Genomic DNA, 14,195 nt, shown 5'->3' with positions numbered 1-14,195 from the left:
AACCTGTGTTTATGCAGGTTACTAAGCTATGTAGATAGTTAGTTATTTAACTCTACACTACCGTTCGTTTCATTGGTTTCGCTAAGTTCATCAATAAATGACTCAACCTGCTGCTCCACCAGCGAGTTTGCATGTGCAAAATAGGCTAGATGAAACACTGCATCCCCTTCATTTACCAAAGGTAGCGTTTGCTGGCCGATAACAATACCACTGCGTGGCGCCTTGAGTGCCAGCTCGTTACTGCCTAACGGGTTATCGATATAAGCTAACACCTGCCCTTTGGTGACCCGTGCGCCTAAATTGACTTGGGCACGAACAATGCCATCTACCTCTGCACGGATCCAGCTGGTTGACGCTGCAATGACAGGTTCTGGCCCTTTTTTGCGCCTTCTTCCTTTTAGCATTTTTAGCTTTTTCAAGACATTTTCAACGCCTTGTAAACCGCCCGCTATGGCCAAGGGGTCAAATCTTAGCGCTTCCCCGGCTTCATAAGTGACGACTGGAATACCTCGGCTACTGGCTTCACTACGCAATGAACCATTTCGCAACGTGGCGTCAATCACCACAGGCGTACCAAACGCATGGGCAATTTCAGCCGTCTCAGGACATGATAGGTCAGCACGCACTTGAGGCAAGTTTGACCTATGTATAGCCCCCGTATGGAGATCAATAATATGCGTACATAAACTGGCCACTTGAGAGAAAAACATGTGCGCCATTCTCGCGCCAAGCGAGCCCCGCTCTGAACCTGGAAAACAACGATTCAAATCGCGTCTATCTGGCAGATAACGTGACTTTTGTACAAACCCAAATACGTTAACCACTGGCACTGCGATAATGGTGCCTTTAAGTTCTCGAACGTCTATCTTACCAAGTAATTGACGAACCACTTCAACACCATTGAGTTCATCTCCGTGAATTGCAGCACACACTAAGACAACTGGTCCTTTCTCAAGCCCGTTAACCACCTCTATTGGGATGGTCAACGGCGTGTGCGTGTATAGCTTAGCAACTTCCAACGATAATGTTTTTCTTTCACCTACACCGATACAGGTATCTAGTAGGGTGAATGGCCTGTTTATTCTAGCCTTTGCCACGTGTTGCAGTCCTCTTAGATGCAGCGTTTTTTTCGATAAAATCAATGATCATACCGGCAATGTCTTTGCCCGTTGCTTTTTCGATACCCTCTAATCCTGGTGATGAGTTTACTTCCATCACCAAAGGACCACGGCTGGAGCGCAGTAAATCTACCCCAGCCACGTTCAAACCCATCGCTTTAGCCGCAGCTACCGCCGTTTTGCGCTCTTCTGGAGAAATACGTACAAGGCTGGCGCTGCCACCACGATGAAGGTTAGAGCGAAACTCACCTTCTTGTGCTTGGCGCTTCATTGCTGCAATCACTTTATCGCCGATAACAAAACAGCGGATATCAGCACCGCCTGCTTCTTTGATGTACTCTTGCACCATGATGTTGGCTTTGAGGCCCATAAACGCTTCAATCACGCTTTCAGCGGCTTTACGGGTTTCTGCCAATACCACGCCAATCCCTTGGGTGCCCTCTAGCAACTTGATCACGACAGGTGTACCACCGACCATCTCAAGTAGGTCTTTTACGTCATCGGGCTTACTGGCAAACCCAGTAATTGGCATACCAACACCTTTTCGTGACAGCAATTGTAATGATCTCAGTTTATCTCGTGAGCGCGTAATTGCGACAGATTCGTTCAGCGGATAAACGCCCATCATTTCAAACTGACGCAATACCGAGCAACCATAAAATGTAACCGAGGCACCAATACGAGGGATCACGGCTTCTACTTCGGTGATGCGCTCGCCCTTAAAGTGAATTTCAGGTTCTTGAGAATTAATGTTCATGTAACAGCGCAACGCATCCAATACAATAATTTCATGACCTCGTTGCTTCGCTGCTTCGATTAAGCGACGAGTCGAGTAAAGTTGCTTGTTGCGGGATAAAATCGCTATTTTCATTGTTGTTCCGTTTCTTTGGTTAAATATGAAGCGTTTGGATCAACGACTATTCGACCAGCCATTGCTGTACGTCCTAATAACATTCTAAATTTCATGTTGTCGCGGTTCGTCAAGGTAATCTCTATCGGCCAAGTTTGCCCAGCGATGACGACGTTACTCTCTATAACGTAGCGCATTTCTCTATGACCACCAGAATCTGTAACCTGCCGCTCGTCTTTAATTGCCGCCTCGCAATAGAGTTCCACATCTGTGCGATCTTGTTCTGGATGAAGCCAAAACCTGACCCAAGGCTGCCCTTGGTTATCAAATGGTTCAACCCTAAATGCATGTAAACAAGAAGTACGTGCACCGGTATCTACTTTTGCCTTAATGCGAGCAATTCCAAGCTCTGGCAACGATAACCACTCACGCCAACCAACATTAATCTTGTCAGACATACTCGCTCCTTAAAAAACTGTCTTATACAGCAATTTTCAGCATATAACAGCGAGTATTATTTATCCAAACAATTAGAAAATTACATTGAAGTATCAATAATTTTATACAACCATGATAAAGCTGTCGCAAAGGAGTAATACAATGAATTCAGGTTTAGTACATGCGGTACAACTAGATGGCTTAGGTGGCGCCCTTGAGCTAAATGATTTACAAAACGTAACCCAGCTACAAGCGCAAAATAAGCTCATTTGGTTGCATTTTGATTATAGTGCTAACGACACAATAACTTGGCTTCAAGCTCAGTCTTATTTGCAAGAGTGGGAATGGCAAGCACTCACAACAGATGAAACGAGACCACGGGTCACCCAAGCGGAACATGGCCTGCTACTGTTTTTACGGGGTGTGAATTTAAATCCTCAACAAAGCCCTGAAGATATGGTCTCAATCCGTTGCTTTGTGAATGAGAACCTGTTGATTACCCTACGCAAACGCCAATTGATGTCTGCACAAGACGTGTTGCAGTCACTAAAGCATAAAAAGGGCCCCTGTGATATTGCTGATCTACTGAGCTGCTTGGTTCAGCGCCTGACCTCAAGAATGCAGGATGTGATCTATCAAATTGACGAACAACTCGATGCCTTTGAAGATTGTCTAGATAATCATGATGGGCAAATTGATGCTGGTGTACTCTCTACCACCCGCCGTCAAACCATCGCTTTAAAACGTTACTTAAAGCCGCAAAAGGTTGCCATATCAGAGCTTGTTGATTGCCAGCCATCATGGCTTAACGATAGCGCGATACATAAATTGGATGAAGCAAATAACGCATTGAGTCGTTATGTTGAAGAATTGGAGTCGGCAATAGAGCGAGCACAGGTCATACAGCATAGCCTATCAAACCAACTGAGCGAACAGTTAAACCAGCGTATGTATGTTATGTCAGTCGTCGCAGCTTTGTTTCTACCATTGGGATTTTTGACGGGCTTACTGGGAGTCAATATTGGTGGAATTCCAGGCACAGAGTCACCTTATGCCTTTGCGCTGTTTGTCATCTCTTTGTGCTTATTAACGGGCGGAATTGGCTATTATTTCAGAGCCAAGCATTGGCTATAACATACAAAAGTGAGTGTTGAGGATAAGGTAACTGGCGCTCTCGGCAGGGATCGAACCTGCAACTCAGCTTCCGGAGAGCTACGTGATATCCATTTCACCACGAGAGCACATCAGTATGACCTGAGGCGTTATGATAATGGCATCGAAAAATAAATACTAGCATTTGTGCGCTATATGGTTAATAAACCACCTGAAATTCAAAAAAATACTATACAAGACACAAAAAACACGATATTTAACTATGCTTATTGGTACGGTTGCCTAAGCTAGGCACTGTAATAACGTAAAACAAAGTAATGACCACACATTTTAACAACAAAGCGTCATTACGTATTTGTACATCAAGAGGACGATATTTATGACCCCTATGACCACTGAGCAAGTCGCAGAATTCCTTGGCGTAAAAGTTGAACGTGTTAGACGCTTGGCAAGAGAAAATCTACTCGTTGCGAAGGAGCAAGACCCTCAGGGACAGCCCATTTTTGACCGCGCGGATGTTGAAAAGTATAAAGAACTTGCACAACGCTTGGGCGGTATTTAAACCGCTAACCCCTGTAGTTGAAGTCGCAAAGGCGCTGCTAACTCAACGTAATCGCGACTTTCATACCACTGTATGCTTAACAGTAAATAGCCAATCTGGTACGCCCGCAACTTATCAGTTGCATATTCAGGCGTCGACATATGCTTGTATGAAAAGTACATGTCCAGCATTTCACTTTGCTGTACTACTGTTAAATTAAAACTACAGCAAAGCGCAGCCAAATCAAAAAACACATCGTTATAGCCTGCATATTCGAAATCAATGAACTTGATACCCTGGCTACTTGCAATAATATTATCAGTAACTAAGTCATTGTGACAAAATGCCATATCCCTAGGTAAGGATGCTATTTTCTCCACCGCCCAATGTAATCTACACTCAGCAAATGAATAACGTGTCGTGTCTATCTCTTGTAATAATTTTCCTATATCCAAAATTTCACTGTCTTCTTTGGCTTGAAATTCATGGATTTCAAACAGAGATGACAGAATCGCGTTTAAGTCGAGCGACTGTTTGATCTCTGGTGCAAATGCAAACAGAGCAAGCTTCTCTTCCTTGTGCCACATAACGACCGGCTGGGTGACGGTTGTTTCTATTGCAAGGCGTTGCTGAGCTTTAAGCGCACTCAGTGGAAAGTGACTACGATATAGTTTGAGCAATAATGGACCAAGTGAAGAGTCTAACCAGTAATTTTCATTGCTTAAGCCCTTGTTGAGTGGTCTCAGTTGATAAATCTTCAATTCAGGTTTGAGTTGTGTAAGTTTGGCAATCAATGCTTGCTCTTTCATCTCATAGCTTTCCAAGTGACTTGCCCTGACGATACTCATAGCTTTCATACCAACACTTGTAACCCCAACAAGCCATCAGCGTATAAACAACACTTAGCAACAGCGTTGCATAATAACCTTTCACCAAAAGCAAATACATCGTCGCTGTATTAATCACTATCCAATACAACCAGTTTTCAAGCACTTTATTTACCAGCAGATAGGTTGCCAATATTGAGAAAAAAACGGTTAAAAAGTCTATGTAAGCGACCTGTATATAATAGCCCGCCACCTTGGCTAATAATGCCACCATAATAGCAAGGGAGGCGGCCACAAACACAAGCAGCATATGCAATTTAAGGGGCCACGAGCAAATGGGTAACTTGTTGTTATTAAAACCCTGTCGCCACATCCACCAGCCAACGAACGACATCAACATGTAATAGCCATGCAGTAAAGACTCAACAAAGAGGGCTCCTTGCCAATACATCACGGCATACATAAATGTACTAAAAAAGCCGAATGCCCAGCAGCCATTGTGCTCCTTAATCGCTAAAACGAGATAAAGAAGCGCAAACAATACGGCCGTATACTCCCAATATGGTAGTGTCACGAATGTACTCAATATGCCTCCTCTAACTCTCTAACATCAGGCTGACAAATCACCGCTGATAAATTTGCATACAAACACTACTTTTCCATACTCCTCAAAGGAGCGTTTCATATTCTTTTGCAGCTGACCCATAACGACATCATAGTCACCAAATACTTGTGTAGACATACTATTACTAATCACTTTAAGCTCTTGATGTGCTTTAAGGCGCTCAATGAAGTCTTTAATAAATGGTACATAATCTTCATGTAGTGGATATTTACTGATTTCAACTGATAGTTTCATTACAATTCCAACGTTTGTAAAACTAAAAAACCAATACCTAATCTATTCGTAGATTGAGGTTTTTTCCATCGCTTACCATGGCTTTAGGGGTATAGTTTATCCAGTCTTGCTGATATGTTATCAGGCCATGTTCATTAAATTGCAGTTTTATTAAAAAGCGCCAAGGCCCAAGTTTATCACCACCATAATCAAAACGATGAAACTCACCTGATACGATTGCTACTCGTTGCTGCACGTCGATAATCTGCTGCTCGATACTAAATAAGGGTTTGTTATCAAGTACCGTAACCTGACTTGTCGGCCAAGCATAAAACTGCTCTATCTCAGCTCGGTTCGCTGCGTAGTGACCATATACCATATCCTCGAGCTGCGCGCGTTCATCATAAAATGATAAAAACGTATCGAAGTCTGTACGCTGTTGATACACTTCGAGATACCGATTAACGGTTTGCTCAAGCGATAGATCAGCTTTTTGCGTTACACATGCACTGAGCAACAGGGTGCTAACTATAAAAAGAACTGGTAGTTTCATCACTTAATCTCTTAAACGCCTACGATGCCTAGCGGTTTACCCTGTTGCCAAGCTCCACGAGTAAAATCAGGAATATCAATAGATGCACTGCGATTAGACACCGATAATGCCGATAAAGGAGAAATCACCGACCACGCTGCACCGTCATAAACATCTTGATCCAAAGGTTCGCCATTGCGTAGACAATAAATCATACGCCAGAACATCAGAAAATCCATTCCACCGTGTCCGCCATTACGTTTTGCCTCTTCGCCCATGCGTAACCAAAGTGGATGATCGTACTTAGCGTACCAACTGCTCATCTCATAATCCCACTCATGGAAGCTGGTCTCACTGCCATGCTCCAATGCAATGCGATTAGGGAACCCTGCAAATACCCCATTAGTACCTTGAATAAGATTATGGCGTGAATATGGTCGTGGTGTGGTTGTATCATGCTGAACCATAATACTGCGGCCTTTCACCGTCTTTATCAAAGTCGTGTTCATATCCCCTGAGATATACTTTGCCTGATTACGTATATGTTCAGGCGAAAACTCTCGCTGAGCGTATGCGGCACGGCCCAAAGCGGGAGAACTCATCGACGTTAAATAATCAAATCGATCGCCCCGATTAATATTCATGTATTGAGACACAGGACCTAAGCCATGGGTCGGATATAAGTTGCCGTTACGTTTGCTGTGCCAATCCGTGCGCCAAGACCCTGTTTTATGTTCCACTTCCTTCATTTGCCAGCGTAGTTCATGAATATACGCTGCCTCACCATGGAGCAACTCACCAAACAGGCCCTGACGAACCATGTTCAATACCATTAGTTCATCACGACCATAGTTTACATTTTCCATCATCATGCAATGACGTTGGGTACGCTCTGCGGTGTTTACCACGTCCCACATTTCTTCAACGCTAAGCGCTAAAGGCACCTCAACAAAGGCATGCTTACCACTGTTCATGGTATCTATAGCCATCGGTGCATGCCATTTCCAAGGTGTAGAGATAATGACAATGTCAATATCATCGCGCGCTAACAAGTCTTGATAGGCCAGCTCTGCGCCCGTGTAAGTTGCTGGTCTTTGCTGGCCTTGTTCACTCAGGAAATTAATCGACCGGTCTAGGACCTCTTGATGAGTATCACAAATAGCCACTATTTGCGTCCCCTCAATTTGACTCATACGTTTGACATGACCATAACCGCGTTGACCAACGCCAATAAAGCCAACTCTCACGATGTCTAGCTTTTTTGTAACCAATCCCATCACGGATTGCCCTGCACGAGGTGGTACGCTCCCTTTTAAATTTTGTGCGCACCCAGTCAGAGCGGTTCCAGCAATGGCTGTTGCCCCCACTGCGCTGCCTGCCGCTTTGAGAAAGTCTCTACGATTCATTTTTGTCATTATTATTGTTCCTTAAAAGATACTTCATCTGCACGCTACCGCATACGGGCAGCAATGCAAAAAAGAATGCGACTAACTCCCCACGGCTTAAGATAATTCACGTGATACTAAAAAAGCGCCGTAGCGCCTTTTCATGTCAGTATTGAGCCAAAATATCTTTCAGTATTTTCTCCTTAGCCAACACATCTTGATATAGCTTAAACTGATTACGAGAGCGCTGAAGGTTGTGCTGCTCTCTATGCACTGCAAAGTAATTATCTCCGTCTAGATAGTCAGTTAAAAAGCGTAGGCCAATCATAAAGGGCATCACTTTAGCCCCCAGTAAAAAGCTGTTTTTTTCTTGCTCGGTCAAGGTATCTGCCAACGGCTCCACATAACCTTTTACAATCGCTGAGAATATTTCTTCGCGAACCACAACATTTTCCAGATTAAGAGAATCCTCCGCCTCTGGTGAGCAGAACGTGCGCACCATATCTCCAAAATCAAATAACCAATAGCCAGGCATACATGTGTCCATATCGATCACAGCCTTTCCTTGATTAGTTTTAGTGCAAAATAGCATGTTATTGATTTTTGTATCGTTGTGGCAAGGGCGCAATGGGATGGATTTAAGCAATACTTGCAATTCATCAGCTAAGCTAAATTGAGACTGACAAAAAGCGATATCATCAATACATAGTTGCGCACGATTGTGGCGGTCCTGTTGGAGTGTCTTTTTAAAGGTTTCAATACGTTTGGCAAGATTGTGAAAGTCAGGGATCACATGATGTAACTGCTGGGCTTCAAAATCTTCAAGCGCCTTGGCAAATTGACCAAATGCGTTAGCCGCCGTTTGCGCCTTACTTGTGGAGTCAACCACATCTTCACTATAACTACCGCCAATAAACTCCAATGCCCGCCACACGCCGCCATTGTGGTTAACTAGATATTCATTTTCGACAGTGGGCAAGTGCTTAATAATATGTAAGCCATATTCACCTTGTACCACTTTATCAGATAAATGTTGCTCAATGGCACGCGCATTCTCTACCAGTTGCTCTGGATTGGGAAACACATCGGTATTGAGCTTTTGGACGACCACAGCTTGTTTTGTATCTTTGAGTAACATTGTGGTATTAATGTGTCCATTGCCAATTGGATTCATGACAGGCTGCTCACCCTGAAGTCCAAACTGCTGTGATAGGTGTGCCGCTACTGCACGATTTTCCATACTAACCTCATTGAATAATGGCATACAACCGAAGAGCACTTCTCTTTCATTATTAGCGTTGTTCATGTATTTTTCCTGCCACCGCTGCTAATTCTTCTTTAAACGTAACGCCATACCAATGATCTTCGGCTGAATACACAATCAAATCCAGGTTCCTTGATACGATGCATTGTTCAATACAATTTGGTAAATAATACTCTTTTTTGACACCGTTGTCATAACTCATTAAGAACTCAACAAAGCCCTGCTCTAGGCTTTCTATCAACTTAGGCGTTATTCCCCAGAATGTCATTGATGCCAGCGCAGAGTCAGGCAGAAGTTGCTGTCGGCCTTCATAACACCCGACAACCCCGTTTGCGGTATGATAGATATCTGTATATTCCTTAACACTGATTAATTTATCATCATTTAACTGGCATATACCTCTGTTAACACCACCCAGTTGAGACAAGGTGTTCAATAACGGGTAAGCCACCATTGCCATATCTTCAGGCCGCCTGTGAAAGTGTTCTACCATTTGTTGATACGCGGTCGGACCATAATAATCATCGGCAGTGATCACTATTGCGGGTTTAGTTATATATGCCTTGGCGCATAGTAAAGCATGGCCCGTTCCCCATGGTTTTTGTCGTTGCGCAGCATAACTTGCAAACTGCTCTGGTACTTGCCTAATGCTTTGTTCAACCAAGGTAACTTTCATTTGCGAAGGTAAACGCGGCAAAATGTCCCGCTGTATTGCTGCTTCTACCTGCGCATTAATAACTAGAATAACCTCACGCACACCAGCATGATAAGCATCTTCAATACTCAGCTCCATAATAGTGCGATTTACTTTCGGTAACAGCGCAATTTGTTTGCCACCACCAAAACGGCTACCAAGCCCAGCTGCTAAAACCACCAACATAGGTGTATTGACGTGTTGCAATGGTTTTGCTCCTTGCTTGAAAGAAAAAAATAATCCAGCGCGAAAGTTTATCGCTCTTTGTGATTAATGAAAAGTCATTGCGAAAAATGCGCTAATCAAACTTTTGGCAAAGGTATTTAACCGTTAAGTATTCATCCAAACCTTGATGACCGCCCTCTTTGCCTAAGCCAGACTGCTTTACACCACCAAATGGTGCCACAGGGTTTGAAATTATGCCCTCATTAATACCCACCATGCCATAATCCAAGGATAAAGATACCCTATGTATTTGTGACACATCCTGAGAGTAAAAATAAGCTGCTAATCCTTCTTCTACACTATTGGCCAATTTAACGGCATCAGATTCACCTGAGAATGACATAATGCTCACCACGGGGGCGAATATTTCTTGATTTGCAATATCCATGTTTGTGGTAACCCCCGTCAATATCACAGGCGCCATAAATAGGCCTGATTGCTGCTTACCTTGATAAATAACCTCTGCACCTTTTTTAATGGCATCATCAATAAGCTTTTGTGCTTTTTCCTTGGCCTCAAGCGTGATAAGCGGACCAATATCAACCCCTTCTTCTAAGCCATCACCCACAATGAGCTTATCTACTGCTTTAATCAAACGTTCAAGAAAATGCTCTTCAATACCTTGTTGTAATAAAATACGGTTTGCAGCGATACACGTTTGACCTGCATTGCGAAACTTTGCAGCCATCAGCCCAGCCACTGCCTCATCTAAATTTGCGGATTCAAAAATGATGAAAGGCGCATTGCCGCCAAGCTCCATCGAGGTGCGCTTTATCGTACTTGCACATTGCTCAAGCAAAATACGGCCAACTTGTGTTGAGCCAGTAAAGGTGAGCTTACGAATGCGGCTTGTCTGACAAAGCGGTTTAATGAGCCCCGCAGAATCGGATGTTAACAATACTTGGAAAGCGCCCTTTTCCATTCCAGCTTGCAAAGCAAGTTGAGCCAGTGCCAATGCGGATAATGGGGTTTGCTCCGAAGGTTTAAGGATAAAGCTACAACCTGCGGCATAAGCAGGGGCGACTTTACGTGTGATCATTGCCAGTGGAAAATTCCATGGCGTGATCCCAAGGACTACGCCAACCCCTTGTTTTATAGCGCTTAAATGATGTTGCGCATCATTGGCCGGAATAATCTCACCATAGCTGCGCTTTGCTTGTTCCGCATACCACTGAATATACCCAGCAGCATAATCAACCTCTCCCATCGCTTCTTTGAGTGGTTTGCCTTGCTCTTGTGTTAGTAAGCGAGCAAGTAGCGGTTTGTTTTCCATTACCAGCTCGTACCAGCGCCATAACACTTCACTACGTTGCTTAGCACTGGTCGCTTTTAGCACTTCATAGGTGCCTGTTGCACTTTGTAGTGCCAGCGCAGTGCCTCGCTCATCAACCTCACTAACATACGCCAACGGCTCACCTGTGGCAGGGTTCAAAACTGAAAAATGTTGCTCTGTGTGATAAGACTCACCCGCTATTAGTGAATGTTCCAGCCCTTCTAATAAACTCATCTTTCACCTCATAAAAGCGCAAAAACCGCAGCTTCCACTACGGTTTATAGTTATTTGCTCAATGATGTAATACTAATCTTAAACCTGCATTAGAACAAACCGAATCGCCATGGTATCACTTTAGTATGCAATACCGATGCGCTGGCGGTGATACACCGAGTTTTGCGCCTCATCTACCAGCGCTTTGGCATAGTCCTGTACCGAAATAGTGCTATTACCTTGTGTATCCAATAATAACTGATCGCCGCCAACACGATATGTGCCCGTGCGCTCACCTAGAAATATCTGCGCAGCAGGACTGACAAACACCCAGTCCAATTCGCTTCGGGTATTTTTGAACACATCCAACGCTTGCCCTTGTGCTATGGCTTCATCTTTATGCTCTGGTGGAAAGTTAGGTGATGATAATAATGACTCACCACTTGAGGTGATCAGGCTGCCAGCTCCCCCAACCCACAGCAGTCGTGCAATTCCCAGTTGTGGTAGCTCATCTAGTAAACGCTGTGCTGTATTTACAACTATCTCATGATTACCAGCGGCACGACCGCCTATAGCACTTATCACTATATCCGCTCCCAAGACCGCTTCTTTAAGTCCCATTGTCGCTAACAAGTCTAATGGGCGCACAACCACATTTGAGTTATCCGTCGGTACCACCTCACGGCTGATAGCGATTACTTGATGGCCTTGTGCTAACGCCTCTCCCACGATAGTTGAACCAATCCAGCCTGTTGCACCTATTACTGCTATTTTCATGTTTGTCTCCAATTACGATATGTCTGTTTAGCCAGTGGTGCAATTATGTTCAAAACAATATTTGTAATAAATATAGAAATATGAACATAATTAGTTCACAAATAGAAACAATTAAAGTGTGTTATGGATAAGATCACAGCGCTCAGAAGCTTTGCCGAGGTGGCCAGTACCGGTAGCTATACTCAAGCGGCGGAGCAGTTGGGCATTAGTCGGGTTAAAGTCACAAGGCATATCAAAGAATTAGAAGACTGGCTTAATGTGCGTTTATTGCACCGCACAACACGTAAGGTGAGCTTAACAGCACCTGGAGAAGAGCTCATATCTCAATCCGAACGCGTACTGCATGAAGTTGCTCATTTAGAAAGGATTGCTCATAGTCACAATGAAGAGCTGATCGGTGAGATCCGTATCGCAAGCCCTATTGGACTTGGCCAGAACTTACTCTATGAAGCGCTCGTGCCGTTTACTTTGCAACACCCTAAAGTACGTGTTCAGTTAGTGATGTCAGATAGTAATGCCCAACTTGTCGAAGAGCATATCGATGTTGCCCTACGCTACACAAACCAACCCGATGACTCCCTTATCGCGCGCAAACTGATGAGCATAGATAGTGCGCTATGTTGCTCACCCGAGTACATACAAAAACATGGGCAGATAGACGCTCTTGGTCAACTCAAACATCACAACTGTCTTGTGCATGTGCCGCAACGCAGCTGGACTTTTATAGAGCAAGAGCAATTACGCACCATTGAAGTAAATGGAAATATCAAAGCCAATGATGTGTCGGTTTTGATCAACGCCTGTATCGACGGCCTAGGAGTTGCCTATCTCCCCTGCGATTTAGCCAATCCACACATCCAATCTGGCAAACTGGTGCGACTGCTTCGGGGCACCATATTACCGACCATGTCACTGTGGGCAGTGTATTTGTCCAGAAGCTATCAAAGACCCGCTGTACGCGCCTTTATCGATCACCTAGCCGCACAGTGGCAGACGGATATTAAAGCACCTTAAGTGGTGCGCTTGGACTGACAGATAAATGATTGGTGCATCTTAGTAGGTAATATTTCTATTTTCGCAACAACTACACTATCATATTAATTTCATTGAATTTATATAGAGTAGTATCAATGCAAATCAGCGAAACATGCGAACAATTTCTAGCCTACTGTAAGACCAATAAACAACTTTCAACACTTACCCTAAAGGCATATCGCCAAGACCTGACAACCTTTCAATCATTGGTTCGCGAACAAGAAATTAGTGAATTTGATAAAAAGCAACTACAAAACTACCTACACAGATTGCAGCAAACAAACCTCAGTGTGCGTACAATAAAAAGGCGCCTCGCCTGCCTAAAAGCCATGTTTAGATGGCTTGAAAGAGAAGAGTTTATACAAACGAATCCATTTCATAAGGCAGACATTAGTATCAAGGTACCCACTCAACTACCTCGTAATATCCCAAAAAGTAGCCTAAGAAAAATGCTCAGAGCCGCGCGTACGAACCTTAATATTTGCAAGCATGACAGCTATAACATCACTACGCTAAGCGCTTTGATCAAAACACCCAAGCAACTCAATCAACTTACCACGCTTTTAGCGATAGAACTGTTGTTTGCTACAGGAGTGAGAGTGAGTGAACTGATCAACATCGACATAAAGCACATTCATCTAAGCGAAAAGAAAATCAAAATATTTGGTAAAGGCCAAAGGGAGCGCTATGTTTTTATTCCTAGTAGTGAAGTTGTAGAACTCATTAGGGCCTATTTGCCATTAAGAAACATCACCACCGCTGGGCACTCATTATTACTCACCAACAGCCGTGGAAAACCGGCCTCCGCTCACTTTATTCGTAAACTCATCAGAGAAACATCACATGCAGCCAAGCTCGAAAAAGTTACGCCACATATGTATCGACACTCAGCCGCGTGCCAACTACTTGAATCAGGCGTAGACATTCGATTTGTACAGCGCTTGCTCGGCCATCAAAGTATCTTGACCACGCAACTGTACACTCATGTCAACGACAATGCGCTACAAAAACAAATCACCAAAGCCAATACCCGAGGAGGCATATTCTAAAAGTAAGGATAACTAGGAATTAT

The 14,195-nt window shown here is 43.8% G+C and carries 16 protein-coding genes and 1 tRNA gene; 4 read left to right on the top strand and 13 right to left on the bottom strand.

The window, feature by feature from the left end; all coding sequences use genetic code 11:
- Positions 1-38 precede the first annotated feature (38 nt).
- The 3 genes from BET10_RS04430 to BET10_RS04420 are packed head-to-tail and all read right to left on the bottom strand — an operon-like array spanning position 39 to position 2,426.
- Positions 39-1,097 carry a succinylglutamate desuccinylase/aspartoacylase family protein gene (locus BET10_RS04430; RefSeq protein WP_070983730.1) on the bottom strand — a complete coding sequence of 353 codons (1,059 nt, stop codon included), beginning with the start codon at positions 1,095-1,097 and terminating at the stop codon, positions 39-41.
- Positions 1,084-1,989 (bottom strand): 30S ribosomal protein S6--L-glutamate ligase, encoded by a 906-nt coding sequence (gene rimK, locus BET10_RS04425; RefSeq protein ID WP_070983727.1) that lies wholly within the window; start codon positions 1,987-1,989, stop codon positions 1,084-1,086. The genes BET10_RS04430 and rimK overlap by 14 nt, the downstream gene beginning before the upstream one ends.
- Positions 1,986-2,426, bottom strand: a complete 441-nt coding sequence (locus tag BET10_RS04420; protein WP_070983725.1) for an ATP-dependent zinc protease family protein — start codon at positions 2,424-2,426, stop codon at positions 1,986-1,988. The genes rimK and BET10_RS04420 overlap by 4 nt, the downstream gene beginning before the upstream one ends.
- Before the next feature lie 142 nt (positions 2,427-2,568).
- Here BET10_RS04420 and BET10_RS04415 point away from each other — a divergent pair, with 142 nt between their 5' ends.
- Entirely contained in the window at positions 2,569-3,540 is a 972-nt protein-coding gene (locus BET10_RS04415; RefSeq protein WP_070983722.1) for a zinc transporter ZntB, read from the top strand.
- Positions 3,541-3,572: 32 nt separating this feature from the next.
- Here BET10_RS04415 and BET10_RS04410 read toward each other — a convergent pair.
- Positions 3,573-3,647 (bottom strand) — tRNA-Arg (locus BET10_RS04410).
- A gap of 251 nt (positions 3,648-3,898) precedes the next feature.
- Between BET10_RS04410 and BET10_RS04405 the strand changes: the two genes are divergently transcribed.
- Positions 3,899-4,081, top strand: a complete 183-nt coding sequence (locus BET10_RS04405; protein ID WP_070983720.1) for a helix-turn-helix domain-containing protein — start codon at positions 3,899-3,901, stop codon at positions 4,079-4,081.
- On the opposite strand, the gene BET10_RS04400 is transcribed toward BET10_RS04405, so the two are convergent.
- The 9 genes from BET10_RS04400 to BET10_RS04360 all read right to left on the bottom strand — a co-directional run bounded on the left by BET10_RS04400 (position 4,078) and on the right by BET10_RS04360 (position 12,088).
- Positions 4,078-4,917, bottom strand: a complete 840-nt coding sequence (locus tag BET10_RS04400; protein WP_083330439.1) for a phosphotransferase — start codon at positions 4,915-4,917, stop codon at positions 4,078-4,080. The two genes, BET10_RS04405 and BET10_RS04400, sit on opposite strands and share 4 nt — an antisense overlap.
- On the bottom strand, positions 4,871-5,473 hold the full coding sequence (gene pnuC, locus BET10_RS04395) for a nicotinamide riboside transporter PnuC (protein WP_240503643.1): 603 nt from the start codon (positions 5,471-5,473) through the stop codon (positions 4,871-4,873). Before pnuC ends, BET10_RS04400 begins: the two co-directional genes overlap by 47 nt.
- A gap of 24 nt (positions 5,474-5,497) precedes the next feature.
- Positions 5,498-5,746 carry a hypothetical protein gene (locus tag BET10_RS04390; protein ID WP_070983713.1) on the bottom strand — a complete coding sequence of 83 codons (249 nt, stop codon included), beginning with the start codon at positions 5,744-5,746 and terminating at the stop codon, positions 5,498-5,500.
- 37 nt (positions 5,747-5,783) lie between these two features.
- Entirely contained in the window at positions 5,784-6,278 is a 495-nt protein-coding gene (locus BET10_RS04385; RefSeq protein ID WP_083330438.1) for a hypothetical protein, read from the bottom strand.
- Positions 6,279-6,289: 11 nt separating this feature from the next.
- The gene (locus BET10_RS04380; RefSeq protein WP_070983709.1) at positions 6,290-7,672 is read right to left on the bottom strand and encodes a Gfo/Idh/MocA family oxidoreductase; all 1,383 of its coding nucleotides are present in this window, start codon (positions 7,670-7,672) and stop codon (positions 6,290-6,292) included.
- A 136-nt stretch (positions 7,673-7,808) separates the two neighbouring features.
- On the bottom strand, positions 7,809-8,882 hold the full coding sequence (locus BET10_RS04375) for a phosphotransferase enzyme family protein (protein ID WP_070984043.1): 1,074 nt from the start codon (positions 8,880-8,882) through the stop codon (positions 7,809-7,811).
- Between the two features lie 52 nt (positions 8,883-8,934).
- On the bottom strand, positions 8,935-9,786 hold the full coding sequence (locus BET10_RS04370; protein ID WP_070983706.1) for an NTP transferase domain-containing protein: 852 nt from the start codon (positions 9,784-9,786) through the stop codon (positions 8,935-8,937).
- Positions 9,787-9,898: 112 nt separating this feature from the next.
- Positions 9,899-11,332, bottom strand: coding sequence for an NAD-dependent succinate-semialdehyde dehydrogenase (locus tag BET10_RS04365; RefSeq protein ID WP_070983704.1), 1,434 nt, complete (start codon positions 11,330-11,332; stop codon positions 9,899-9,901).
- Positions 11,333-11,452: 120 nt separating this feature from the next.
- On the bottom strand, positions 11,453-12,088 hold the full coding sequence (locus BET10_RS04360; RefSeq protein WP_070983702.1) for an NAD(P)-dependent oxidoreductase: 636 nt from the start codon (positions 12,086-12,088) through the stop codon (positions 11,453-11,455).
- 123 nt (positions 12,089-12,211) lie between these two features.
- On the opposite strand from BET10_RS04360, the gene BET10_RS04355 reads away from it, so the two are divergent.
- Together BET10_RS04355 and BET10_RS04350 are read left to right on the top strand one after the other, a co-directional pair.
- Positions 12,212-13,102, top strand: a complete 891-nt coding sequence (locus BET10_RS04355) for a LysR family transcriptional regulator (protein ID WP_070983700.1) — start codon at positions 12,212-12,214, stop codon at positions 13,100-13,102.
- Between the two features lie 116 nt (positions 13,103-13,218).
- Positions 13,219-14,172 carry a tyrosine-type recombinase/integrase gene (locus BET10_RS04350; protein ID WP_070983698.1) on the top strand — a complete coding sequence of 318 codons (954 nt, stop codon included), beginning with the start codon at positions 13,219-13,221 and terminating at the stop codon, positions 14,170-14,172.
- Positions 14,173-14,195: the final 23 nt, after the last annotated feature.

The sequence above is a fragment of the Pseudoalteromonas amylolytica genome (genome assembly GCF_001854605.1).
GTDB lineage: Bacteria > Pseudomonadota > Gammaproteobacteria > Enterobacterales > Alteromonadaceae > Pseudoalteromonas > Pseudoalteromonas amylolytica.
This window is presented reverse-complemented; position numbering and strand designations above follow the sequence as displayed.

Excerpts from the sequence above, each read along its gene's own strand:
- rimK (WP_070983727.1), bottom strand. The coding sequence starts at position 1,989 with ATGAAAATAGCGATTTTATCCCGCAACAAGCAACTTTACTCGACTCGT.
- BET10_RS04420 (WP_070983725.1), bottom strand. The coding sequence starts at position 2,426 with ATGTCTGACAAGATTAATGTTGGTTGGCGTGAGTGGTTATCGTTGCCA.
- BET10_RS04415 (WP_070983722.1), top strand. The coding sequence starts at position 2,569 with ATGAATTCAGGTTTAGTACATGCGGTACAACTAGATGGCTTAGGTGGC.
- BET10_RS04405 (WP_070983720.1), top strand. The coding sequence starts at position 3,899 with ATGACCCCTATGACCACTGAGCAAGTCGCAGAATTCCTTGGCGTAAAA.
- BET10_RS04400 (WP_083330439.1), bottom strand. The coding sequence starts at position 4,917 with ATGAAAGCTATGAGTATCGTCAGGGCAAGTCACTTGGAAAGCTATGAG.
- BET10_RS04390 (WP_070983713.1), bottom strand. The coding sequence starts at position 5,746 with ATGAAACTATCAGTTGAAATCAGTAAATATCCACTACATGAAGATTAT.
- BET10_RS04385 (WP_083330438.1), bottom strand. The coding sequence starts at position 6,278 with ATGAAACTACCAGTTCTTTTTATAGTTAGCACCCTGTTGCTCAGTGCA.
- BET10_RS04380 (WP_070983709.1), bottom strand. The coding sequence starts at position 7,672 with ATGACAAAAATGAATCGTAGAGACTTTCTCAAAGCGGCAGGCAGCGCA.
- BET10_RS04375 (WP_070984043.1), bottom strand. The coding sequence starts at position 8,882 with ATGGAAAATCGTGCAGTAGCGGCACACCTATCACAGCAGTTTGGACTT.
- BET10_RS04370 (WP_070983706.1), bottom strand. The coding sequence starts at position 9,786 with ATGTTGGTGGTTTTAGCAGCTGGGCTTGGTAGCCGTTTTGGTGGTGGC.
- BET10_RS04365 (WP_070983704.1), bottom strand. The coding sequence starts at position 11,332 with ATGAGTTTATTAGAAGGGCTGGAACATTCACTAATAGCGGGTGAGTCT.
- BET10_RS04360 (WP_070983702.1), bottom strand. The coding sequence starts at position 12,088 with ATGAAAATAGCAGTAATAGGTGCAACAGGCTGGATTGGTTCAACTATC.
- BET10_RS04355 (WP_070983700.1), top strand. The coding sequence starts at position 12,212 with ATGGATAAGATCACAGCGCTCAGAAGCTTTGCCGAGGTGGCCAGTACC.
- BET10_RS04350 (WP_070983698.1), top strand. The coding sequence starts at position 13,219 with ATGCAAATCAGCGAAACATGCGAACAATTTCTAGCCTACTGTAAGACC.